This is a genomic window from Streptomyces sp. NPDC002574 (assembly GCF_042889545.1).
Classification (GTDB): domain Bacteria; phylum Actinomycetota; class Actinomycetes; order Streptomycetales; family Streptomycetaceae; genus Actinacidiphila.
Genome location: NZ_JBIARB010000001.1, coordinates 444559 through 467466, shown reverse-complemented (window position 1 = coordinate 467466; position 22908 = coordinate 444559). Strand labels below are relative to the sequence as shown.

14 protein-coding genes are annotated in these 22908 nt (G+C 72.7%); 4 read left to right on the top strand and 10 right to left on the bottom strand.

Annotated features, from left to right (window positions below; all coding sequences use genetic code 11):
- Positions 1-71: 71 nt before the first annotated feature.
- Complete coding sequence (pepN, locus tag ACFYXS_RS02185; RefSeq protein WP_389242814.1) at positions 72-2642, top strand: aminopeptidase N; 2571 nt, start codon at positions 72-74, stop codon at positions 2640-2642.
- A 159-nt stretch (positions 2643-2801) separates the two neighbouring features.
- Here pepN (ACFYXS_RS02185) and ACFYXS_RS02180 read toward each other — a convergent pair whose 3' ends face one another.
- The 6 genes from ACFYXS_RS02180 to pepN (ACFYXS_RS02155) all read right to left on the bottom strand — a co-directional run bounded on the left by ACFYXS_RS02180 (position 2802) and on the right by pepN (ACFYXS_RS02155) (position 15234).
- Positions 2802-3038: a hypothetical protein gene (locus ACFYXS_RS02180; protein WP_389243530.1), complete on the bottom strand. Its 237-nt coding sequence runs from the start codon at positions 3036-3038 to the stop codon at positions 2802-2804.
- A 58-nt stretch (positions 3039-3096) separates the two neighbouring features.
- Positions 3097-5190 carry a 4-alpha-glucanotransferase gene (gene malQ / locus ACFYXS_RS02175; RefSeq protein WP_389242812.1) on the bottom strand — a complete coding sequence of 698 codons (2094 nt, stop codon included), beginning with the start codon at positions 5188-5190 and terminating at the stop codon, positions 3097-3099.
- 668 nt (positions 5191-5858) lie between these two features.
- Positions 5859-7280 carry an amidase gene (locus ACFYXS_RS02170; RefSeq protein ID WP_389242810.1) on the bottom strand — a complete coding sequence of 474 codons (1422 nt, stop codon included), beginning with the start codon at positions 7278-7280 and terminating at the stop codon, positions 5859-5861.
- A gap of 78 nt (positions 7281-7358) precedes the next feature.
- The gene (locus ACFYXS_RS02165; RefSeq protein WP_389242808.1) at positions 7359-10652 is read right to left on the bottom strand and encodes a S8 family serine peptidase; all 3294 of its coding nucleotides are present in this window, start codon (positions 10650-10652) and stop codon (positions 7359-7361) included.
- A gap of 716 nt (positions 10653-11368) precedes the next feature.
- Positions 11369-12343: a hypothetical protein gene (locus ACFYXS_RS02160; RefSeq protein WP_319661367.1), complete on the bottom strand. Its 975-nt coding sequence runs from the start codon at positions 12341-12343 to the stop codon at positions 11369-11371.
- Between the two features lie 308 nt (positions 12344-12651).
- A complete protein-coding gene (pepN, locus tag ACFYXS_RS02155) occupies positions 12652-15234 on the bottom strand; it encodes an aminopeptidase N (RefSeq protein ID WP_389242805.1) in 2583 nt (860 codons plus the stop codon).
- Between the two features lie 160 nt (positions 15235-15394).
- Here pepN (ACFYXS_RS02155) and ACFYXS_RS02150 point away from each other — a divergent pair, with 160 nt between their 5' ends.
- On the top strand, positions 15395-16036 hold the full coding sequence (locus ACFYXS_RS02150) for a DsbA family protein (RefSeq protein ID WP_389242803.1): 642 nt from the start codon (positions 15395-15397) through the stop codon (positions 16034-16036).
- 18 nt (positions 16037-16054) lie between these two features.
- Here ACFYXS_RS02150 and ACFYXS_RS02145 read toward each other — a convergent pair whose 3' ends face one another.
- On the bottom strand, positions 16055-16756 hold the full coding sequence (locus ACFYXS_RS02145) for an HAD family hydrolase (RefSeq protein ID WP_389242801.1): 702 nt from the start codon (positions 16754-16756) through the stop codon (positions 16055-16057).
- Positions 16757-16796: 40 nt separating this feature from the next.
- Positions 16797-17774 carry a carbohydrate kinase gene (locus tag ACFYXS_RS02140; protein WP_389242799.1) on the bottom strand — a complete coding sequence of 326 codons (978 nt, stop codon included), beginning with the start codon at positions 17772-17774 and terminating at the stop codon, positions 16797-16799.
- Positions 17775-18101: 327 nt separating this feature from the next.
- Between ACFYXS_RS02140 and ACFYXS_RS02135 the strand changes: the two genes are divergently transcribed.
- Positions 18102-18695, top strand: coding sequence for a biotin transporter BioY (locus ACFYXS_RS02135; RefSeq protein ID WP_389242797.1), 594 nt, complete (start codon positions 18102-18104; stop codon positions 18693-18695).
- An 80-nt stretch (positions 18696-18775) separates the two neighbouring features.
- On the opposite strand, the gene ACFYXS_RS02130 is transcribed toward ACFYXS_RS02135, so the two are convergent.
- Positions 18776-19519, bottom strand: a complete 744-nt coding sequence (locus ACFYXS_RS02130; RefSeq protein WP_389242795.1) for an LPXTG cell wall anchor domain-containing protein — start codon at positions 19517-19519, stop codon at positions 18776-18778.
- A 180-nt stretch (positions 19520-19699) separates the two neighbouring features.
- Between ACFYXS_RS02130 and ACFYXS_RS02125 the strand changes: the two genes are divergently transcribed.
- The gene (locus tag ACFYXS_RS02125; protein WP_389242793.1) at positions 19700-21394 is read left to right on the top strand and encodes a serine/threonine-protein kinase; all 1695 of its coding nucleotides are present in this window, start codon (positions 19700-19702) and stop codon (positions 21392-21394) included.
- On the opposite strand, the gene ACFYXS_RS02120 is transcribed toward ACFYXS_RS02125, so the two are convergent.
- Entirely contained in the window at positions 21358-22815 is a 1458-nt protein-coding gene (locus ACFYXS_RS02120) for an amino acid permease (RefSeq protein ID WP_389242791.1), read from the bottom strand. The genes ACFYXS_RS02125 and ACFYXS_RS02120 overlap by 37 nt on opposite strands.
- Positions 22816-22908: the final 93 nt, after the last annotated feature.

Below are 22908 nucleotides of genomic sequence, written 5' to 3'. Positions count from 1 at the left end.
GGAAAACCCCTGGCCGCCCGGCACCCCTCGCGTGCGAGGATGGCCGAAAAACCGACGAAGGAGACGGAAACGTGCCTGGCACGAACCTCACACGTGAGGAGGCGCGCCGGCGTGCGCGCCTGCTGACCGTGGACGCGTACGAAATCGAGCTCGACCTGAGCGGGGCCCAGGACGGCGGCACCTTCCGGTCGGTGACCACGGTGCGCTTCGAGTCCGCCGAGGCGGGTGCCTCGACCTTCATCGACCTGGTCGCTCCGGCCGTCCTCGAGGTGGTGCTCAACGGCACCGCGCTCGACCCGGCCGAGGTCTTCGCGGACAGCCGCATCGCGCTGCCCTCGCTGGAGGCCGGCCCCAACGAGCTGCGGGTCGTCGCCGACGCGGCGTACACCAACACCGGCGAGGGCCTGCACCGCTTCGTCGACCCGGTCGACAAGCAGGCCTACCTCTACACCCAGTTCGAGGTGCCCGACGCGCGCCGCGTCTTCGCCAACTTCGAGCAGCCCGACCTCAAGGCGACGTTCGCCTTCACCGTGAAGGCCCCGGCGGGCTGGACGGTCATCTCCAACTCCGCGACCCCCGAGCCGGTCGACAACACGTGGAGCTTCGCGCCGACCCCGCGGATCTCCACGTACATCACCGCGCTGATCGCCGGCCCCTATTACGCCGTGCACAGCACCTGGGAGGGCGAGGGCGGGCGCACCGTGCCGCTCGGCCTGTACTGCCGCCCGTCGCTGGCCGAGTTCCTCGACGCGGACGCGATCTTCGCGGTCACCCGGCAGGGCTTCGACTGGTTCGAGGAGAAGTTCGACTTCCCGTACCCCTTCGCGAAGTACGACCAGCTCTTCGTGCCGGAGTTCAACGCCGGCGCCATGGAGAACGCGGGCGCGGTCACCATCCGCGACCAGTACGTCTTCCGCTCCAAGGTGACGGACGCCGCCTACGAGGTGCGGGCCGAGACGATCCTGCACGAGCTCGCCCACATGTGGTTCGGCGACCTCGTCACCATGGAGTGGTGGAACGACCTGTGGCTGAACGAATCGTTCGCCACCTACACCTCCATCGCCTGCCAGGCCTACGCGCCCGGCAGCAAGTGGCCGCACTCCTGGACCACCTTCGCCAACTCCATGAAGACCTGGGCGTACCGGCAGGACCAGCTGCCGTCCACCCACCCGATCATGGCGGAGATCAACGACCTCCAGGACGTCCAGGTCAACTTCGACGGCATCACCTACGCCAAGGGCGCCTCCGTCCTGAAGCAGCTGGTGGCCTACGTCGGCATGGACGAGTTCTTCACCGGCGTGCAGGCGTACTTCAAGCGCCACGCCTGGAAGAACACCCGCCTGACCGACCTGCTGTCCGCCCTGGAGGAGACCTCCGGCCGCGACCTGAAGACCTGGTCGAAGAAGTGGCTGGAGACCGCCGGCATCAACATCCTCCGCCCGGAGATCGAGACCGCCGCCGACGGCACCATCACCTCCTTCGCCGTGCGCCAGGAGGCCCCGGCGCTGCCGGCCGGCGCCAAGGGCGAGTCCATCCTGCGGCCGCACCGCATCGCGGTCGGCGCGTACGACCTGCGCGACGGCAAGCTGGTGCGCGTCCAGCGCGTCGAGCTGGACATCGACGGCGAACTGACGGCGGTGCCCGAGCTGGTGGGCACCCGGCGCCCGGCGGTCGTGCTGCTCAACGACGACGACCTGTCGTACGCCAAGGTGCGCCTCGACGAGGTCTCGCTGGCCACCGTCCGCGACCACCTCGGCGACTTCACCGAGTCGCTGCCGCGCGCGCTGGTGTGGGCCTCGGCCTGGGACATGACCCGCGACGGCGAACTGGCCACCCGCGACTACCTGGAGCTGGTGCTCTCCGGCATCGGCAAGGAGTCCGACATCGGCGTCGTGCAGTCGCTGCACCGGCAGGTGAAGACGGCACTGGAGCTGTACGCCGCCCCCGAGTGGCGCGAGACCGGGCTGGCCCGCTGGACCGAGGCCACGGTGGAGCACCTGCGCGCGGCCGCCCCCGGCAGCGACCATCAGCTGGCCTGGGCCCGCGCCTTCGCGAGCGCCGCGCGGACCAAGGACCAGCTGGACCTGCTGGGCGCGCTGCTCGACGGCTCCGAGGTCGTCGAGGGCCTGGTGGTCGACACCGAGCTGCGCTGGAGCCTGCTGGAGCGACTGGCCGCCACCGGCCGCGCCGACGAGGCCGCCATCGCCGCGGAGCTGGAGCGGGACGCCACCGCCGCCGGCGAGCGGCACGCGGCGACCGCGCGCGCCGCCCGGCCGACCGCCGAGGCCAAGGCCGAGGCCTGGGCCGCGGTCGTCGAGGCCGAGACGCTGACCAACGCCCTTCAGGAAGCGGTCATCGGCGGCTTCTCCGAGCCGGACCAGCGCGAGCTGCTGGAGCCGTACACGGCGCGGTACTTCGCGGCGATCGCCGGCATCTTCGAGTCCCGCTCGCACGAGATGGGCCAGCAGATCATCGTCGGCCTGTACCCGGCGCTGCAGGTCTCGCAGGCGACGCTGGACGCCAGCGACGCCTGGCTGGCGGAGGCCGACCGGGCGCCCGCGCTGCGCCGCATGGTGACCGAGTGCCGTGCGGGCGTGGACCGTGCCCTGAAGGCACAGGCCGCGGACGCCGCGGCGGCGTGACCGCGCCGGGGCCCGGGGACGTCACGTCCCCGGGCCCCGGCGACGCTCGACCGTTCGGGGGAACCTGTACGGCACGGCACGGGCCGCGTCCGGGAACGCCGGAACGGGCCGCGGCGGTACCGCGGCCCGGCCCGTGCGGTCGGTCGGGGGAGAGGCCCGTCAGGCCTGCGGCTTGCGGGACTTGTCGGTCATGGTGACCAGGCCCGCGATGACGAGGAAGGCCAGGATCGGGATGCCCAGGAACAGGCCCAGGGTCTCGATCACGCTCAGCCCCGGACCCGGGTCCGAGCCGTCGTCCACGCTGTTGGCGAACGCGGGGGACGACACGAGCAGCATCAGCGCCGTGGTGGCCGAGACGGCACCGGCGCGCAGGGCGTTCTTGTTGAGCTTGTCCACGGTCTCAAAGTAGCGAACGCTCCCGTACCCCGCGCGCCCGGGGTGGCCTTCACGGGTGCTACGGGGCATCCGTCGCCTCCATCGCCGTGCGCACCTCGTGGGCGAGGGCGTGCAACCGCGGCGAGGCGGCCAGCTGCTCCAGGGTCAGGGGGCGGCCCTCCGCGTCGGCGATCGGCAGCCGCCAGTTGGGGTACTCGTCCCAGGTGCCGGGCAGGTTCTGCGGACGGCGGTCGCCGACGCCGTCGGGCAGCCACACCCCGACCATCCGCGCCGGCGTCCTGGCCAGGAAGCGGTGCAGCGCCTTGACCACGGACTCCTCGTCCCGCGTGCCCTCGGGCAGCAGACCGAGCCGCCCGAGCAGCGCCAGCCATTCCGCGACGTCGACCGCGTCGGCGGACTGCTCCTCCTCCAGCGACCGCGTCAGCAGCCCCAGCCGGTGCCGCAGTCCGACGTGCTCGCCGGTCAGCCGCGCGGCCGTGGTCGGCAGGTCGTGCGTGGTCACGGTGGCCAGCACGTCCGCCCGCCATTCCGCCGGGGGCAACGGCCGGGCGTGCCCGTGCCCGCCCGCCGCGGCCGCGCCCTCCCAGTCCCGTTCGAACCAGAGCACCGACGTGCCGAGGATGCCCCGGTCCGCGAGCTCCTCCCGTACGCCGGGCTCCACCGTGCCCAGGTCCTCCCCTATGACGACCGCGCCCGCGCGGTGCGCCTCCAGGGCGAGGATGCCGAGCATGGCCCCGGCGTCGTAGCGCACGTACGTGCCCTCGGTCGGGGGCCTGCCCTCCGGCACCCACCACAGCCGGAACAGGCCCATCACATGGTCGATGCGCAGCCCGCCCGCGTGCCGCAGCACACCGCGCAGCAGATCGCGGTACGGCGCGTACCCCGTGGCCGCGAGCGCGTCGGGGCGCCACGGCGGCAGCCCCCAGTCCTGGCCGCGGGCGTTGAACGCGTCCGGTGGGGCGCCCACGGACATGCCGCGGGCGAGGGCGTCCTGCAGCGCCCAGGCGTCCGAGCCGGAGGGGTGCGCGCCCACCGCGAGGTCGTGCACGATGCCCACGGCCATCCCGGCATCGCGCGCGGCCCGCTGGGCCGCCCCCAGCTGACTGTCGGTCAGCCAGGCCAGCCAGCAGTGGAAGTCCACCTGGTCCAGTCGCTGCCCGCGCTGCCGGGCGACCTGCCCCGACCGCGGGTCGCGCAGCCCGGCCGGCCAGGACCGCCAGTCGGGGCCGTGCAGTTCGGCCAGCATCGACCACGTCGCGTGGTCGTCCAGCGCCTGCCCCTGCTCGGCCAGGAAGTCCCCGTACGCCGCCCGGCGGCCCGGCGACAGCGGCACCTTGCGGACCAGCGCCAGCGCCTCGCGCTTGAGCTCCCACACCGCGTCACGGTCGATGAGCGCGTCCTTGAGCAGCACCGAGTCGCGCAGCACGGCCGCCCTGCGCAGCAGGTCCGCGGCGCGCTCGCGGTCCTCGGCGTCCAGATGGGCGTACTCCGGGATCTCCTCCACCCGCAGGTACACCGGGTCCGGAAAGCGTCGTGAGGACGGCCGGTACGGCGACGGATCGGTCGGCCGCCCCGGCACGGCCACGTGCAACGGGTTGACCTGCAGGAAACCCGCGTGCAGCGCCCGCCCCGTCCACGCCGCGAGGTCGGCGAGGTCACCGAGGTCGCCCATGCCCCACGAACGCGTCGACAGCACGGAGTACAGCTGCGCCATGAAGCCGTACACCCGCTCCGGCGGCCCCGGCAGCCGGTCCGGCGCCACGACCAGTTGTGCGGACGCCGTGCGGCCGTCCGGGGTCCGCGCGCGCAGTGCGTGCCGGCCGACCGGCAGCGGCGCCTGACCGTCCCAGCCGGTCTCGGCGCCGTCCTCGGTCTCCACCCGCAGGTCCGTGCCGTCCGGCAGCACCAGGCCCGCCGCGCGCCCGGCCCGCACCACGACGTTCCGGGGCAGCAGCCGCTGCCCCGCCCGCTGCTCGTGATCCGCCAGGGCGTCCCGCACCGCCGCGGGCGTCGAGGCGTCCACCCCGAGCGCGGCCAGCACCTCGACCACCGTCCCGTCCGGCACCCGCACCTCACGGTCGGCCGAGGGGCGGTACGTCGGAGCCACGCCGTGCAGCACGGCAAGTCTGTCCCGCTCGGCAGCATCGGTCATCGGGGTGCCCTCCCGGGCGTTGTCGGAACAGGGCGACAGCCTCAGCCATACCCACTGCGTGGCGGTGCAGTCGCCCTCCGTGCGGGTGCGCTGCGCTGCGCTTGCTGTGCGGGGAGGTTTTTCCCCGCCCTCCCGCCCGGGCGCCCGGCGCGATAAGTGACCGCCTGCGCTCTGTTCGTATGGGGTCGGTGCCGCGCCGGAGCCCTCCCCCAGCTACCGCTGGGAGGTGCCCCCACGGGGCTCGCGGTTTGGCCCCACATCGTCCGGCATCGGGCCCCGCAGTCACCGCTCGTCGCTCCCCCAGCGGGCAGTCTCCGCCATACCCCCTCATGCTGTGTCGCGACGTGACGGCCGGTGGGGGTGTTGTCGGCGGTGACGGCTGGGCACTTGGACGGCGCTGCGCCGACGGGTGGCCCGTGCACGGTCCCGTCTCTACCCCCCTCCGGGGATCAGGCGCGATACGAAACGGAGGGGGCGGGGGTGGTGGGGGCACCCCCGGCCGGAGGCTGGGGGAGGGTGGGTGTTCTGGACTGTGGAGCATATTTGGGTGCATGACCCGGGGTGATCAAGAGAGAGCGCCTGAGGCACCTAAATGTGCTGTCCAGAATGGCCAGCCCCGGAGGCCCCGAACTCGGCCCAGGACCACACGCGCGCCGGGGCACCTGACTTCACAGGGCACACGGGAGGGCGGGCGGGGAATGGTCGCGCCAGGGGGCCGCCGCCTCGAGTTGGGCCGCGAGCGCGAGGAGGGGCCCCTCCGCACCGTGGCGCGCGGCGAGCATCATGCCGATGGGCAGGCCCGCCGCGCTCCACCCCAGCGGGAGCGACACCGCCGGCAGCCCCGCGATGTTCCAGGGGGCGGTGAAGGGCGTGAAGGCCAGTTGCGCGGCGAAGTCGGCCTCGGGGTCGGTGTCGTCGCGCAGGGCGCCGACGGGCGCCGGGAGCTGGGCCAGGGTCGGGGTGAGGACGGCGTCGTAGGGGTGGACGGCCCGCGCCAGGGCGCGGCCCACGGCCTGCATCGCGCCGAGGGTCCGCGCGTAGTCGAGGCCGCCGACGTCCTGCCCCTGGGCGCGCAACCACCGGGTGAGCGGGAGCAGTTCGCCCTCGCGCTCCGGGGCGACGGGCGTGAGCGCGGCCAGTACCGACCAGACCGGGGTGAACGCGTCCCGGTCGCCGGGCGCCAGCGGCTGGGGGACGTCGACGACCTCGTGCCCCAGGCTCTCCAGCAGCGCCGAGGTCCGCTCGTACGCGGCCAGTACCTCCGGATCGACGGTGACCCCGGCGACGTCCGGCCGGGCCCAGCGGGCGATGCGCAGCCGGCGCGGTTCGTGGTCGCACCACCGCAGGAAGGTCCGCTCGGGCACCGGCAGGGGGAAGGGGTCGCCGGGGGCCGGCACGGAGAGCACGTCCAGGAGCGCGGCGGCGTCGCGCACCGTGCGCGCGATGGGGCCGTTCACGGCCAGTCCGCTGACGTCGCCCCAGGGCGCTGGGCTCACGCGGCCGCGGCTCGGCTTGAGCCCGACGACTCCGCAGCAGCTCGCGGGGATGCGGATGGAGCCGCCGCCGTCGCTGCCGTGCGCGGCCGCCGCGAGGCCCGCGGCCACGGCGGCCGCCGCGCCGCCGCTGCTGCCGCCTGCGCCCCGCGTGAGGTCGTACGGGGTGCGGGCGGGCGGTCCCGCGCGGCCCTCGGTGTAGGCGGGCAGTCCGAACTCGGGGGTGTTGGTCTTGCCGGTCATCACGGTGCCGGCGTCCCGCAGCAGCGTCACCAGGTGCGCGTCCTGCTGGGCGACGCGGTCGGCGAAGACCGCGGAGCCGGAGGTGAAGCGGACGCCCGCCACCGGGGTGAGGTCCTTGACCGGTACCGGGACCCCGAGCAGCGGCGGTGGTTCGCCGCCCGCGAGCAGCAGCCGTTCCGCGTCCCGGGCGGACGCCAGCGCCCGCTCGGGGGTGACCGTCAGATACGCCCCGAGCGCGGGGTCGATCCGCTCGATCCGCTCCAGGTGGTGGGTCGTCAGCTCGACCGGCGAGATTTCCCCGCGGCGTACCGCGGCGGCCTGCTCCAGCATCGTCAGCTCATGGGGTGCGGTCACCCGCCCCAGCCTAGGCACAAGGCCGGGGCGGGTGCCCGTTCCAGCACCCGCCCCGGATCGTGCGCAAGGTCGCGCGGACTAGCCCGCGTTCACCTTGCCGATGATGACGCTGCCGGTGCCCGCGGGAGTGCCGTTGGCGTTGAGCAGCTGGACCTCGCCGAAGAACTGACGTCCCTCGGGCGCGGGGGCGGCCACCAGCACGTTCGCGGTGACGTTCGCCGAGGCGCCGTTGGCCAGCGGCACGTTCGCCGCCTCGTCGACGACGACCGAGCCGAGCGACGCCGAGTAGAAGACGTCGCGGTAGTCGTACGCGGTGCTGCCGGACGGGACGGAGAAGCCCTCCACCTGGACGGTGTAGGTGCCGGCCGCCGGGTTGGCGAGGCTGACCGCCTCCTCGGAGTCGCCGTCCGCGGAGCGGCCGACCTCGACGCCGTCCCGGTAGACGTACAGGTCCAGGTCGGCACCGGTGTCCGCGGTGCTGCCGATCGCCACGTCGAGACGGGTGGCGCCCGCCGGCACGACGACCTGCGAGGTGGTGACCTGGCCCTCACTGATCGACGGACGGGTCGCCTCGGCCGAGCCGAGCGCGCCGCCCTTCAGCTTGCCCTGTACGGCGGCGAAGCCGTTGGTGACCTTCCACGAGACCGCCGCGGGGGTGCCGACGGTGGCTTCGTCGACGGTCTGCACCTCGGGGTCGAAGGAGACGCCGAGCGCGGTCGCGGTGAGGGTGTACGGGTTGTCGAGCAGCGGCGAGGTGCGCCGGGCCTCGACCTCGAACTCCCAGACGCCCGGCATCGGCTCCGCGTAGGAACGCAGGTCGGGGCGGCAGGTGTTGGCCGGGTTGTTGTAGTTCGGGTAGCAGGACGGCGTGGAGGTGTCGTCCACCGGGACGCCCCACGGGTTGATGGCGATGAAGCGGGTCTGGCTGCCCGCCGCGAGACCGCTCATCTTGACCTCGAGCGACTTGGCGCCCTCGGGCACGGTCACGAAGTACGAGGTGGTGCTGTTGCGCTGGACCGTGTCGGACGCGGTGAACGCGTAGCCCGGCTTGGCCTGCGGCGTGGCGACCACGACCGTGTTGAGGATCTGCTGGTCGACACCGCGCGTCGACGGGTCGTCGACCTCGAGGATCGCGCTGTGCGCGCCGGCCGTGTGCGGCTTGGCGGTGATCTGGACGGTGACCGGCTTGTTCAGCGGCAGGTCGACGGTGTCGTCGCCGGGGAACCGCCAGGTGCTGTCGTCGTTCAGCCAGTGCAGGTCGTGGCGGATCGTGCGGTCCGGGCCGGAGGTGCGGGTGAGCGTGACGTCGTACGTCTTGCTCTGGTTCGCCTTCAGGCCGGTCTCACGGTCGTAGACGCCGGTGCCGTAGCCCGGGGTCGCCAGGAACTGCGACAGGGCGGTGGAGACCGGGGCCTTGACGGTGTAGGTGTTGGCGTCGGCACCGGTCTTGATCAGGTGCCAGGCGCGGTCCACGTCGAGCAGGCCGGCGCCCTGGGCGTAGGCCTGGACGTCCTTGATCTTCTTCGCGGTGCTGATCAGCGCGGTCCGCAGCTTCACCGGGGTCAGATCGATGCCGGCGTCCTTGGCGGCGGACAGCAGCAGCGCGGAGGCGCCGGCGGCCTGCGGGGAGGCCATCGAGGTGCCCTGGAGCATTCCGTAGCCGGGCGGCAGGCTGTAGCCCGCCTCGGCGACGGGGGCGCCGGGCTCCCAGGTCGGGATGGTGTTGATGGAGGCACCCGGGGCCGAGATGACCGGCGCGATGCCGCCGTCCTCACGCGGGCCGCGCGAGGAGAACGGCATCATGTCGTAGTCCTTGGTGACCTGCGAGCCGTAGTTGGCCGCCCAGGTCTCCTTGGAGATCGTCGCACCGACGCTGATGACCTTGTCGGCCAGGCCGGGGTCGCCGATGGTGTTGAGCCCGGGGCCGCTGTTGCCGGCCGAGATGACCAGCTGGACGCCGTAGTCGTCGATCAGGCGGGTGTACAGCTGGGCGCGGACGTTGTTGCCGTCGTTCAGCGCGGGCAGGCCGCCGATGGACATGTTGACGATGTCCACACCGCGGTTGACGACCAGGTCGATCATGCCCTCGGTCAGCGCGATGTTGGTGCAGCCGCCGGACCAGGAGCAGGCGCGTGAGGAGACGATCTTCGCGCCCGGCGCCGCGCCGATCATCTTGCCGCCGAACAGGCCGTTGGCGGAGGTGATGCCGGCGACGTGCGTGCCGTGCTCGGACTGGATGACGCCGATGTTGACGAAGTCGGCCTTCTTGCCGATCCAGTCGCCGCCGTACGGGTCCGTCGGGACGTCCTTGCGGATCTCCACCACGAAGGGGATCCGCTCGGAGATGGCCGTGGCGGGGTTGTCGGTGCCGAAGTACCCGACCTGGAAGCCGTCCTTGTACGGCTTCATCGGGGTGTCGTCACCGAAGTTGCCGTTGTCGTTGAGGTCCACGCGCACGGTGCCCGCCGCCGGGTCGTAGAGCACGCCCCACAGGTCGGTGGTGTCGCCGTCCCGGTTGAGGTCGCCGGCCATGTCGCCGCCGATGGTGGCCGACTCGCGGAACACCGTGACCTGCTGCGAGGGGTTGGGGGCGGTCCAGGTCCTGGTGCCCACGGTGACGGTCGGCCCGTTGGTCATCCGGCGCCACGTGGCGTCGGCGTCCAGGATCGGGTCGGTCGCGGTGACCCAGTCGACGATCTTGCGCTCGCCGGTGGTGGTCTTCTGAAGGGCCGGGTGGCCGAGGTCGACACCCGAGTCGAGGATGCCGATGGTGACGCCGCGGCCGTCGGCCTCGGGGTGCTTGCGGACGAAGTCGGCCGCGCCGGTCTCCCAGGCGGGCTGGTACGGGTTGACCGCCGGGGTGTTGGCGTCCGGGCCCGGGTAGGTGGCGGCCGTGGACTTCTTCGCGGCGCTCTTGGCGGCGTCGCCCGACGGGGTCGGGTCGTCGAGCTTGATCTCCTGCTTCAGGTCGACAGCCTGTACGGAGGAGAGCTCCTGAGCCGCCGCGATGGCGGCGTCGGCCCTGCCGGTCGGGACCGTGGCGCGGACGTAGCCGAGCTTGTCGTACGTCCGGTCCACCGAGGCGCCCTTGAGGGCGTCGATCTCGTCCGAGATCTGTTCGGTGGAACCCGCCTTGGTGGCGATCATCATCGTGACGTTCTTGTCGCCTGCGGCCTTGGCCTTGGCGAGGAGTTCCGCGTCGGCGGATCCGAGCTTGTCGCCGGCGGTCTTCACCGCGGCGTCGGCGGGGTCACCCCCCTGGTCGGCGAAAGCGGTGGAGGCGGATATTCCGGTCACGGTCAGAGCGGCGACGAGGCCCGCGGCGAGCGCGATGCGGACGCGTCTCTCCCCGCGTATGTGTTCACGAGACATGGGCATCCTTGTTCAAGATTTGGGCGCCAGTTGACGGACACAGTGGTCCATGTGCCGGGTTGTTGGGGAGTGCCGGAGATGGCGCAGGTCTGCCATGACGCGAATGCGTCAAGTTGCGGACGGCCGTGAATGCCGCACAACGCCCCAACCCGGTCCATGTCGTCGCCCGTGCGCCCGTGGCCCGGTCCCTGAACGCCCGTGTCATGCAAGGCGGTTGGTGAACAGCTGATGAGCGGTTCGCTCCCGGCCGCCCCGTCCCGGATGACCAGCGCGCATACGGCCGGTCGATGTCCGGGGATCGGTGCCGGCCGTTCCGTTTGTGTTGCGCCGTCGGCCACTCCCGCCGCCGCCGATCCCGCTATGGATGCCCGTACTGGCCCCGTCACCCTCGACCGCCCCGCCTGGCTGATCCTGCACGGCAGGTCCGCCCCACGGCACGCCGCTCGGTCTCGTCACGAGCGGCGGTCACATGCCCCCGACTCCGGTGGCCCGCACGGCTGCGGGGGTTCGGCTTCTTCGGCCCGAACCTCCCCGGCACCGCGTCCTGCCACCGCCCTTCGAACCGGACCGTCCCCCACGGCTCTCCGGGAGGTCTCCACGCCTCCCACGCCGACCGTCCGTCACTGCACCGCACCCCGGTGGAGTCCGCCGCGCCCCACCGCGAGTTGTCCTGCCATGCCCCCGGAAGCGCCGAGCCCGGCCGGGCCGGGCCGGGCTCAGCGGGGGAGCACCACCACGTACGAGGCCGGGTTGCGGTCCACCGAGGCCATCAGCGCGGTGCGGACCACGGCCGCCTGCTGCTCCAGCGCCTCGCGCAGCTTCTTCGGCGTGATGTGCACGACCGTGATGCCGAGCCGCTCCAGGTGCTCGCGCTTGCGGGCGTACTCCGACCACAGGGCGTCCTCGTCCTGGCGCGGGGCGCGTGCGTCGATCTCGACGGCGACCGCGTGCTCGGGCCAGTAGGCGTCCACGCCGCCCAGGTGCGGGCCGCCGGGCAGGCGCAGGTCCACGTTCCACACCGGGTCCGGCAGGCCGAAGCAGCGCACCATGTCGTACAGCCGGCTCTCGGCGATCGCCCTGCCCTCGGCGAGCAGCGCGTCCACGGCCTCGACGACGTGCGGCCGCGACAGCAGCCGGGCGCGGCTCAGTTCCCTGACGATGGACGTGGCCTCGCAGTGCCCGCCGCGCACCGCCTCGGTCATCACCAGGCGCACCGTCTCCGCGTCCTCCAGCTCCGCCACCGCGTCGGCCAGCGCCCGCTGCACCGGTGCGCAGGGGATGCCGCCCACCAGGTGCGGGCGCGGCGGGGTCTGCGTCCGCACGAAGCCCACGTCCCCCGCGGCACGCACCTTGCGCTGACGGGCCACCAGCAGGTCGATCCGCTCCAGCCCGAGCAGCGGCGGCACGGAGGAGAACCGGTGCAGGGCGAGCGCTGCCAGGCCGGTCACCATCGCCTCGCCGTCCGCGTAGAGCAGCGCCGCGAACAGCCGCTCCTCGCTGGTGGGGGGTCCGGGGTGCAGTACGTAGACCTTGGGCAGCACCTCCTGCCACGGGCCGTTCGGGCCGCAGCGCTCGGAGAGCGTGGCGGGGGTGACGCCGTGCTCGCGCAGCTGACGCGCGGTCAGTACCGCCGGCCGCTTACGGGAGGGGTGGTCGAGGGGGCGGGGGCTGAGGGGGGTGTTGTGGTTCATGTCGGGTCAATTCCCGCTCCCTGGGGGCGGGCTAACCGCTGTTACCGTTCCGTCGACAAATGCGGACATCCCCGCACTAAAGTTCAGACGTTCGGTTGCCGAAGGGCGGATTTCACCTATCCGGGTGTACCGGCCCGGGCGGCCTGCGCATTTGGCATCGCGGTACCCGGGGCACCGGGGGGTCCCCGGGCGGTGGACGGTACGCCGTTGGGGTGACCGGACGTGTGTTCGCGGGGGTGCGGGGGTGTACGGGTACGCGTGCGGGGGTGCGCCGCCCGCCGGCGGCGCACCCCCCGCACGCGCCGGGATCAGGCGTCCGCGCCGGCCGCCGCGTCGCGTGCCTGAGCGCGCAGCGCCCGCGCCAGGTCGTCGCGGCACTCGGCGACCAGCCGCCGCAGGGCCGGGGCGGCGTCGGTGTGTGCGTCCAGCCAGGCCGCCGCGGCATCGGCCGTCTCCGCACGGTCCTGCAGATGCGGGAAGAGGCCCCGGACCACGGCCATGGCGATCTCGATCGACCGCTCCGCCCAGATCCGCTCGATGACGGCGAAGTACTTCTCGGAGTACGGCGCCAGCAGCTCGCGCTGCCCCGCCTGCTCGAAGCCCGCGATGGTCGCCTCGACCAGGGCGTTTGACAGCGTGTCGGACTCCACGACCGCCGCCCAGGCCTGCGCCTTGACCGCCGCTGACGGGCGGGCCGCCAGGCACCGCACCTGGTGCCGCTTCCCGGAGGCGGTGTCGTCGCGGGAGAGCTCGGCGGCGATGACGGCCTCGTCGGCGGCGCCGCCCGCGGCCAGCGACTCCAGGAACGTCCAGCGCAGTTCCTGGTCGACCTCCAGCCCGTCGATCTTCTCCGTGCCGTCCAGGAGCGCGCGCAGGAACGCCGTCCCGGCCTCGCCGGAGGCGACCGAGGCGTGGAAACGGGCCCAGGCGAGCTGGTGCCCGCTGCCGGGCTCGGCCGCGCGCAGCTCGCGCAGGGCGCCCTGCTCCAGGGCGCGCAACCCCTCCTCGCGCCACTGCGGCGCCGCGTAGTCGTGCAAGGCGGTACGGGCCTGCAGGTGCAGGCCCTGCAGCACGCCGATGTCGGTCTCGGCGCCCGCGAACCGCAGCACCAGGCCGAGGTAGTCACGGGCGGGCATGAGCCCGTCGCGCGTCATGTTCCACACCGCGGACCAGGCCAGCGCCCGCGCCATGGGGTCGGCGAGCTCGCCCAGGTGCTCCCGGACGGTGGCCAGCGAGTCCTCGTCGAAGCGGATCTTGCAGTACGTCAGGTCCTCGTCGTTGACCAGGACGAGGTCGGGGCGCTCGACCCCCGCCAGCTCGGCCACGACGCTGCGCGGCCCGGCGACGTCGGCCTCGGCGCGCGCGTAGCGCTCCAGAGTGCCGCCGGCGGTGCGGCGGTAGAGCCCGACCGCGACGCGGTGCGGCCGCAGCTGCGGGTGCGAGGCCGCCGCCTCCTGCACCACGGCGAGCTCCGCGACGCGGCCCTCGCCGTCGTAGGTCACCTGCGGCGTCAGCGAGTTGACGCCCGCGGTCTGCAGCCAGGCGCGGGACCACTCGGCCATGTCGCGCCCCGAGGTCTCTGCCAGCACCGACAGCAGGTCGCCGAGTTCGGTGTTGCCGTACGCGTGCCGTTTGAAGTAGCGCCGGGCGCCCTCCAGGAAGGCGTCCCGGCCCGCGTAGGCGACCAGCTGCTTGAGCACCGAGGCGCCCTTGGCGTACGTGATGCCGTCGAAGTTGAGCTTGGCGTCCTCCAGGTCGCGGATGTCGGCCGTGACCGGGTGCGTGGACGGCAGCTGGTCGGCACGGTAGGCCCACGCCTTGCGCCGGTTGGCGAAGGTGATCCAGCCGTCCTTGTAGCGGGTCGCCTCCACGAGCGAGAACGCGCCCATGAAGTCGGCGAACGACTCCTTGAGCCACAGGTCGTCCCACCACTTCATGGTGACCAGGTCGCCGAACCACATGTGCGCCATCTCGTGCAGGATGACGTTGGCCCGCCCCTCGTACGACGCCCGGGTGACCTTGCCGCGGAAGACGTACTCCTCGCGGAAGGTGACCAGGCCCGGGTTCTCCATGGCGCCGATGTTGTACTCCGGCACGAAGGCCTGGTCGTACTTCCCGAAGGGGTACGGGTAGTCGAAGTGGTCGTGGAAGAAGTCCAGGCCCTGCCGGGTGACGGTGAAGATCTCCTCGGCCTCGAAGTGCCGGGCCAGGCCCTTGCGGCACAGCGCGCCCAGCGGGATCTCCAGCTCGGTGCCGTCCGCCAGGGTGCGCCGGTAGGTGTCGTGCACCATGTGGTACGGCCCGGCGACGACCGCCGTGATGTACGTCGAGATCGGCCGGGTCGGTGCGAAGTGCCGGGTCAGCCCGTCGTCCGAGGTGCCGGTGACCCGCTCGTTGCCCAGCACCAGCCAGGACTCCGGGGCGGTCACGGAGAAGGTGAAGGGCGCCTTCAGGTCGGGCTGCTCGAAGTTCGCGAAGACGCGGCGGGCGTCGGCCGGCTCGTACTGCGTATAGAGGTAGACCTCGCCGTCCTCGGGGTCGAAGAAGCGGTGCAGGCCCTCGCCGGTGCGGCTGTACGCGCACTGCGCGTCCACGACCAGCACGTTGTCGGCGGCCAGCTCCGGCAGCGCGATCCGCGCCCCGTCGAAGACCTCCGCCGGGTCCAGCTCGCGGCCGTTGAGCACCACCGACGTGACCGAGGGCGCCACCAGGTCGGCGAAGCTCGCCGTGCCCGGCTCGGCGCAGCGGAAGCGGATCGTGGTCACCGAACGGTAGGACGGCTCCTCCGCCCGGACCGCCGACCGGAGGTCGAGCGCGACCTCGTAGCCGTCCACGGCGAGCAGCCGGGCCCGCTCGCGGGCCTCGTCACGCGTGAGGTTCTCACCGGGCACGGGGTCTCCATCCTTCGCACGCCATCGTGGTGTCCGTCTTGTGGACGCCCCGCATCTTCGCACGTCGCCCCTGGCGGCAGCGATGGGGAATGGGCATGGGACCGGGGGTGTTCCCCGCTCAGGACCCCGTGTCGATGTGTCATGCCCCGAGGAGACGAACGTGACCGAGACCACAACCACCCCGACCCCGGCGGACTTCTGGTTCGACCCCGCCTGCCCCTGGGCGTGGATGACCTCCCGCTGGATGCTGGAGGTGGAGAAGGTGCGCCCCGTCGAGGTGCGGTGGCACGTGATGAGCCTGGCGGTGCTCAACGAGGGCCGTGACGAGCTCCCCGAGCAGTACCGCGAGTTCCTGACCACGGCCTGGGGCCCGGTCCGCGTCTGCATCGCCGCCGAGCAGAAGCACGGCAACAAGGTGCTCGGCCCCCTTTACACCGCCCTGGGCACCCGCATCCACAAGCAGGGTCTGGGCCACGCGGGCCGCGAGGTCATCGTCGCGGCCCTGGAGGAGGTGGGCCTGCCCGTGGAGCTCGCCGACTTCGCGGACAGCGACGCCTACGACACCGAGCTGCGCGCCTCCCACCAGGAGGGCATCTCCAAGGTCGGCCAGGACGTCGGCACCCCGGTCATCGCGGTCCCCGGCGCCGACGGCGAGCAGATCGCCTTCTTCGGCCCGGTCGTCACCCCCAGCCCCAAGGGCGAGGCCGCGGCCCGTCTGTGGGACGGCACGCTGCTCGTCGCGTCGACCCCCGGCTTCTACGAGATCAAGCGGACCCGCGACCAGGGCCCGATCTTCGACTGATCACACGTTCGGGGGCACCTAGAAGTGCCGGAGCAGTTCGGGGAAGGCCGCCAGCCGCAGCACCCGCCCGTCGGCCGGGTCGATCTCGGACTGCTCCAGCACCCAGGTGTTGTCGTTGGGGATGAAGACGGCGCTCATCCCCGCCTCCCGGGCGGGGATGATGTCGGACTTGGGGGAGTTGCCGATCATCCACGCCGCCGCCGGCGCGAAGCCGTACCGCGCGATCAGCCCCCGGTAGGTGTCCACGTCCTTCTCCGGGACGATGTGCACGCCGCGGAACCGGTCGGCCAGCCCCGACGCCTCGACCTTGCGGGACTGCTCCTCGGTGTCGCCCTTGGTGAGCAGCAGCAGTTCGTGGCGGGCGCCGAGCTCGTCGAGGGTCCGCGCGACCCCCGGCATCAGTTCCACGCGCTGCTCCGTGAAGGCCAGCGCCAATTCGTCGATGCGCCGGGCCTCGTCCGGCGTCGCCGGCCGCTCCCGCAGCCGCTCCAGGCACTCGCCGAGGCTGCGCAGGAACACCTTGCTGCCGTATCCGTGGGCGATCGCGTTCGCCGCCTCGATCTCGTTGAGCAGCTCCCTGATCCGGTCCCGGTCCAGCACCGGGTGATCGACCCAGTCGAGGAAGTCCTCTATCACCCGCTCGAAGACGACGTTGTTCTCCCAGAGCGTGTCGTCCGCGTCGAAGATCAGCACCTGTCCGGTCAGCCTCGCGTCACCCATGGCGGGAGCCTAACCAGCGCCCGGGTGCCGGGGCCCGCGATTATCGGGCGGGGCAGGCCGCGTCGAGTTCGGCGCGCGTCGGCGGATCGGCGCCCACCCGCGTGCAGTTGAGCGCGGCGGCGGTGACGCAGCGGGTCAGCACCTCGGACAGCCGTTCCGGGGCGACGGGCACGCCCGACGTGGCGAGGCCGTCCAGCAGCGCGGCCTGGAAGGCGTCGCCGGCCCCGATGGTGTCGACCACGTTCACCCGCGGTGCCGCCACCCGCACGACCGCGTCCCGGGTGACCGCCAGCGCGCCCGCGGCACCCAGGGTGACGACGGCCAGCCGCGGCCCCTCGGCCAGCAGGACCCGGGCCGCCTCCGCGGGGTCCAGGCGCGGGAAGAGCCAGGCCAGGTCGGCGTCACTGGCCTTGACGACATCGGTGACCCCGGCCAGCCGCAGGCACGCCTGGCGGTAGGCGAGCCGGTCCGGCTGCACCGCGGGACGCACATTGAGGTCGGCGGCCACGGTGCGCCCGGGGAGCGCGTGCAGGTCCCGGCACAGCTCCAGCACCCGGCCCGCCCCCGGTTCGAGGACGGTGGCCAGCGAACCGGTGTGCAGCACCGCGGTGTCGGGCGGTACGGCCAGGTCCTGGGGGTCCCAGGAGGCCAGGAAGTCGTACGAGGCGGAGCCCTCCCGGTCCACGTACGCCATCGCCAGCGTCGTCCGTCCGGCCGGGCTCGCCGCGCGGACGACGTCGATCCCGGTCGCCGCCAGATGGTCCCGGACGAGCTCGCCGGGCGGGTCCTCGCCCCAGGTCGTGACCAACGTGGTGGACCGGCCGAGCCGCCGCAGGCCCACCGCCACGTTGGCGGGGCTGCCGCCCGGCAGCGGGGTCACCCCGCGCTCCCCGGAGCGCCACAGCAGGTCCACGAGGACCTCGCCGACCACGGTGACCCGGGACGGGGAGGACGACGACGCGGACGACGCGGACGTCGCGGAGGAGGCGGACGGCGAGGACGGGGACGGGGCACTCATCGGGACGGGTACGCCTCCAGTTCGGTGCGGTCGGGCGGCATCCGGAGCGGGGCGCCGTCGCAGAAGGATAAGAGCGATGCCCGGGGGCCGCCCCCGCGGGGCCCGGCAGACCGCCGGGGCGGCCTCATCCGCGCGCCGGAGCCGATTGGAGAGATCCCACAAGGTACTTCCCGGTCCCCGTGACGAAGCTCACGTGGCACACGGGGTCCTTGTAGGGATGTCACCACCAAGGTGATCAGGGCTTTGTGATCGGCCGACGATGATCGGGACGAGGGAGCCGGGTTAACGTCGCGGTGACCGAACAGACCCTCACCCCGCGGAGTACCGATGGCCACCGCAGTTCCCGCCGCTTCCGTCGCACGGACCCACCCGGTCCTCGCCGACCTCATCCCCGCGTCGCGGCTGCGGGACGCCACCCTCGTGCTGGGCGGCGCCGTACTGACCGGCCTGGCCGCGCAGTTGTCGGTGCCGGTGCCCGGATCGCCGGTGCCGGTGACGGGGCAGACCTTCGCGGCGCTGCTGGTCGGCACCGCCCTCGGCGCCCGCCGCGGCCTGCTGGCGCTGGCGCTGTACGCGGTGGCCGGCGTCGCCGGGATGCCGTGGTTCGCGGACGGCTCGTCCGGCGCGGGCGCGCCCAGCTTCGGCTACATCCTGGGCATGGCGCTGGCCGCCGCCGTCGTGGGCGGGCTGGCCCGCCGCGGCGCGGACCGCAGCGTGTGGCGCACGGCCGGCACGATGGTGATCGGCAGCGCCGTCGTCTACGCCGTCGGCGTTCCCTACCTCGCGCTGGCCGCGCACCTGTCGCCGGGCCAGGCCGTCTCCCTGGGCCTGACGCCCTACCTGATCGGCGACGCCCTCAAGGCCGCCCTGGCCATGGGCGCGCTGCCCGCCGCGTGGAAGCTCGTCGGCCGCCGCGGCTGACCGCACCATCCGTACGACCTGTTCCACCTGACGAAGGGGGCGGCCGCCGGCCGCCCCCTTCGTCGTGTCGTCGCGGCCGGTCAGTGCCGGGCCGACCGCGGCCGCCGGGTCAGCCACAGGCCCGCGCCTCCCGCGGCCAGCAGCAGGCTGCCGCCGAGGGCGAGAACGGTCGTGCGGTCGGGGGCGCCGGTGCTCGGGAGGGTGTCCGAGGGGCCCGGGCTGGGGCTGGCGGACGAGTCGGGGCCGAAGGGCACGTTGTCGGTGCCCAGCAGCAGCGGGGTGTCGGGTGCGTTGGGCGTCGGCTTGCTGGTGCCGAAGGGCACGGGGCCCTGCTGCCACAGCAGTGCGCCGTCCTTGCCCATGACGGGCAGGCAGATCCTGCCCTTGCCCTGCAGGTCGTAGGTCGCGGACACGGGGTAGCTACGGCTCTTCCCGGCGGCCAGTGTGCCGACGTCGCAACTGAACCCGCTGTTGGCGCCCTTGGGCAGTTTGCCCTTGGGGATCGGATCGCAGCCCTTGACGCCGGTGACCTTGAGCGCGTCGAATCCGACGACCAGCAAGGTGAGTTCCGGGGACTCCTTCTCCCCCTTGTTGACGACCTTCGCGGTGATCGAGGTCTTCTCCGTCGAGTTGTCGACGGAGATCCGGGAGGGCAGTTCGGTGCCCACCTTCATCCCTGCGGGAACGCTCGGCCCCGGGGAGCCCCCCTGGCCGCTGCCGGGTACGGGATCGGCCCCGTAGGCGGGCCCGGCGAACGCCAGTGCCAGCACGGCCGCCGCCGCGGCCGTCTCCCGAACGTGAATTCGCCGATCGAAAAGGCGCATTGCGCTTCCCCCTTCTTGCCTCCGCATCAGCGGTATCTGAAGAGGTACCACAAGATTCGGGGCATCTATGCTGTGATGGTGGCAAGTTCATACTTCTGTCCCGGACCCGTCGTGAATGATGCGATACCGGACAGGAATTGAGGGGCAGGGGGAATTCCTCCCGCAGTGGGGAGTCCGGGCATGGTGGGAAACGCGGGCGGCGAAGTGCGGGGCCGGCTGGTGGTGGGCCGCTACCGGCTGGCGGAGCCGATCGGCCAGGGCGGGATGGGCCGGGTGTGGCGGGCCGTCGACGAGGTCCTCGACCGCCAGGTCGCGGTCAAGGAGATGCGGCTCGACGACATGACGGCCGAGGACGCGCGCGTCCGGCGCGAGCGCACCCTGCGCGAGGCGCGCGCCACCGCCCGCATCGACCACCCCAACGTGGTGCGCGTCTACGACGTGGTCCAGGAGGCGGACCGGCTCTGGATCGTGATGGAACTGGTCGACTGCCGGTCCCTGGAACAGGTGCTGGTGCGGGACGGCCCGGTCGGCCGGGCCGAGGCGGTACGGATCGCCACCGGTCTGGCACGGGCGCTGCGCGAGGTGCACGCGGTCGGCGTGCTGCACCGCGACATCAAACCCGGCAACGTCCTGATCGACATCCGCGGGCGGGTGGTCCTCACCGACTTCGGGATCGCCGCGATCCAGGACTCCGCCGCGCTCACGATGGCCGGGATGCTCATCGGCTCGCCGGACTACATGGCCCCCGAGCGCATCGAGGGCCGGCAGCAGGGGCCGCCGTCCGACCTGTGGTCGCTGGGTGCCACCTTGTGCGCGGCCCTGGCCGGGCAGTCGCCCTTCGCCCGTCCCACCACCCTGGCCACGCTGCACGCCGTGCTGTACGAGGAGCCCCAACTGCCGCCGGAAGCGGGCCCGCTGCGCGAGACGCTGGCGGCCCTGCTGCGCAAGGAGCCCGAGGAGCGTCCGACCCTGGACCTGCTCGACGAGGCGCTGGCGGCCCTCGCGGACCCCCCGGGCGGACCCGCCGTCGTGACCCGGCAGGCCCCGCCGCCGGCGGAGGAGGGGTACGTCCCCACGCTCGCGGTGGGCGGGGCCGCCCCGCCTCCGGCACCCGAGCCGGAGGACGCGGTCCCGCCCGGCTGGGAGGCGTACGCGGCCGCGAGGACCGAGCAGCCCGAGCCCGCACCCGTCCCGGAACCCGCGCCCGAACCCGCCGCCCCGCCCGACCCGCCGCTGCCTCCCGCGCCCATGCCCGTCCCGCCCCCGGCGCGCTCCCGGTTCCGCCGCGCCGCCCTGCTCACCGGCGCGGGCCTGACCGCGGCCGCCGTCGCCGCGACCGTGGTCGTGCTCACGGCGCCCCGCACCGGCCACCGCGAGGGCCCCGTCGTCGCCGGCACCAGCCGTCCCCCGGCGACCGCGTCGGCCGGCGCGTCACCCACCACGTCACCCACGACGGCGTCCTCCGGCCGCAACGAGACCGGCTTCGCCTGGCAGCCCCCGCACGGCTGGACCCGTACGGCCAAGAGCCCGTCCAACGTCCACTACCACGCCCCGGACGGACAAGAGGAGATCGCCGCCTCGTACGCACTCGCACGGGGCGGCGATCTCCTGAAGCAGTGGCAGGACTTCGAGGCGGGCTCCCACGACGTGCCCGACTACCGGAAGATCCGGCTGGAGCGGACGACGTTCCGCGGCCGTCCGGCCGTCGTGTGGGACTACTCCTTCAGCCAGGCCGGTGTGCCGTGGAAGGCCCGCCAGCTCGGCTTCACCGAGGGAGGCAAGTCGTACCAGGTCAACATCTGGTACGCGGCGGCCGGCGAACCCGCCGCGCTCTCGGTCTACGAGGAGGTGACCGCTTCCTTCCGGCCCTTGTGAAGCAACTGGCGGACCACCGCGACGCCGATCACGCCCAGCGCCACCAGGACCGAGACGACCACCTGGTCGCGGCCCCCGCCGTCGGTGCCGTCGGTGAGCATGTAGCCCAGGACGAACACGATCATCGCGATGGTCGCCCAGGTCAGGTACGGGTACAGCCACATCCGCACCCGCAGCCGCTCCGGCGCCTCGCGCAGGATGATCCGCCGCATCCGCAACTGGGAGAAGCAGATCACCAGCCACACGAACAGCGCGATCGCGCCGGAGGCGTTGAGCAGGAAGAGGAAGACGGTGTCCGGGTACCGGTAGTTGAAGAAGACGGCGACGAAGCCGAAGACCACCGAGCCGAGGATCGCCGCCCGCGGCACACCGCGCGGGCTGGTGCGGCCGAACGCCTTGGGCGCGTCGCCGCGCCGGCCGAGCGAGAACGCCATCCTGGAGGCCGTGTAGAGGCCGGAGTTCAGGCAGGACAGTACGGCGGTCAGCACGATCACGTTCATGATCTGACCGGCGTGCGGGATGCCGATGGTGTTCAGCGCCGCGACGTAGGAGCCGTCCTTGGCGATCGCCGGGTCGTTCCACGGCAGCAGCGAGACGACGATGAGGATCGAGCCCAGGTAGAAGACGCCGATCCGCCAGATCACGCTGTTGGTGGCCCTGGTGACGGCGCGCTCGGGGTCCTCGGACTCGCCGGCGGCCAGGGTGACGATCTCGCTGCCCATGAAGGAGAAGACCACCAGCAGCACACCGGTGAGGATCTTGCCCGGTCCGTTCGGCAGGAATCCGCCGTGGTCGGTCAGATGGGCCAGTCCCACGGCGTCGTTGTCCGCGCCGGGGAGCACACCGAAGACCGCGAGCGCGCCCAGCACGATGAAGCCGCCGATGGCCACGACCTTGATCCCGGCGAACCAGAACTCGAACTCGCCGTACGAGGCGACCGAGGCGAGGTTGGTCGCGGTCAGCACGGTCATCACGATCAGCGCCCAGGCCCACTGCGGCACGGCGGGCACCCAGCCCTCCAAAATCTTGGCACCGGCGGTCGCCTCGACCGCCAGCACCACGACCCAGAAGAACCAGTACAGCCAGCCGATCGAGAAGCCGGCCCACCGGCCGAGCGCGCGGTCCGCGTACGCGGAGAAGGAGCCCGAGGTCGGGTTGGCGGCGGCCATCTCGCCGAGCATGCGCATCACGAAGACGACCATGACGCCGACGAGGGCGTACGAGACGAGGATGCCGGGGCCCGCGGCGGCGATGCCGGAGCCGGAGCCCACGAACAGGCCCGCGCCGATGACACCGCCGATCGCGATCATCGACAGATGGCGGTTCTTGAGCCCGGCCTGCAGGCCGGAGCCGGACTCCGGCTCGGCCTTGTGGGCCTCGGCGCGGGAGTCGGCCACTGGTGTGGGGGGACGTGTACTCATGGGGTGGCATGAAACACTGCCGCGGCCGCCGCGGGAACCTTTGATTCCGTTTCGTTGTTTTACCCTCAAATCCACCTCAGATCTCCCTCACGT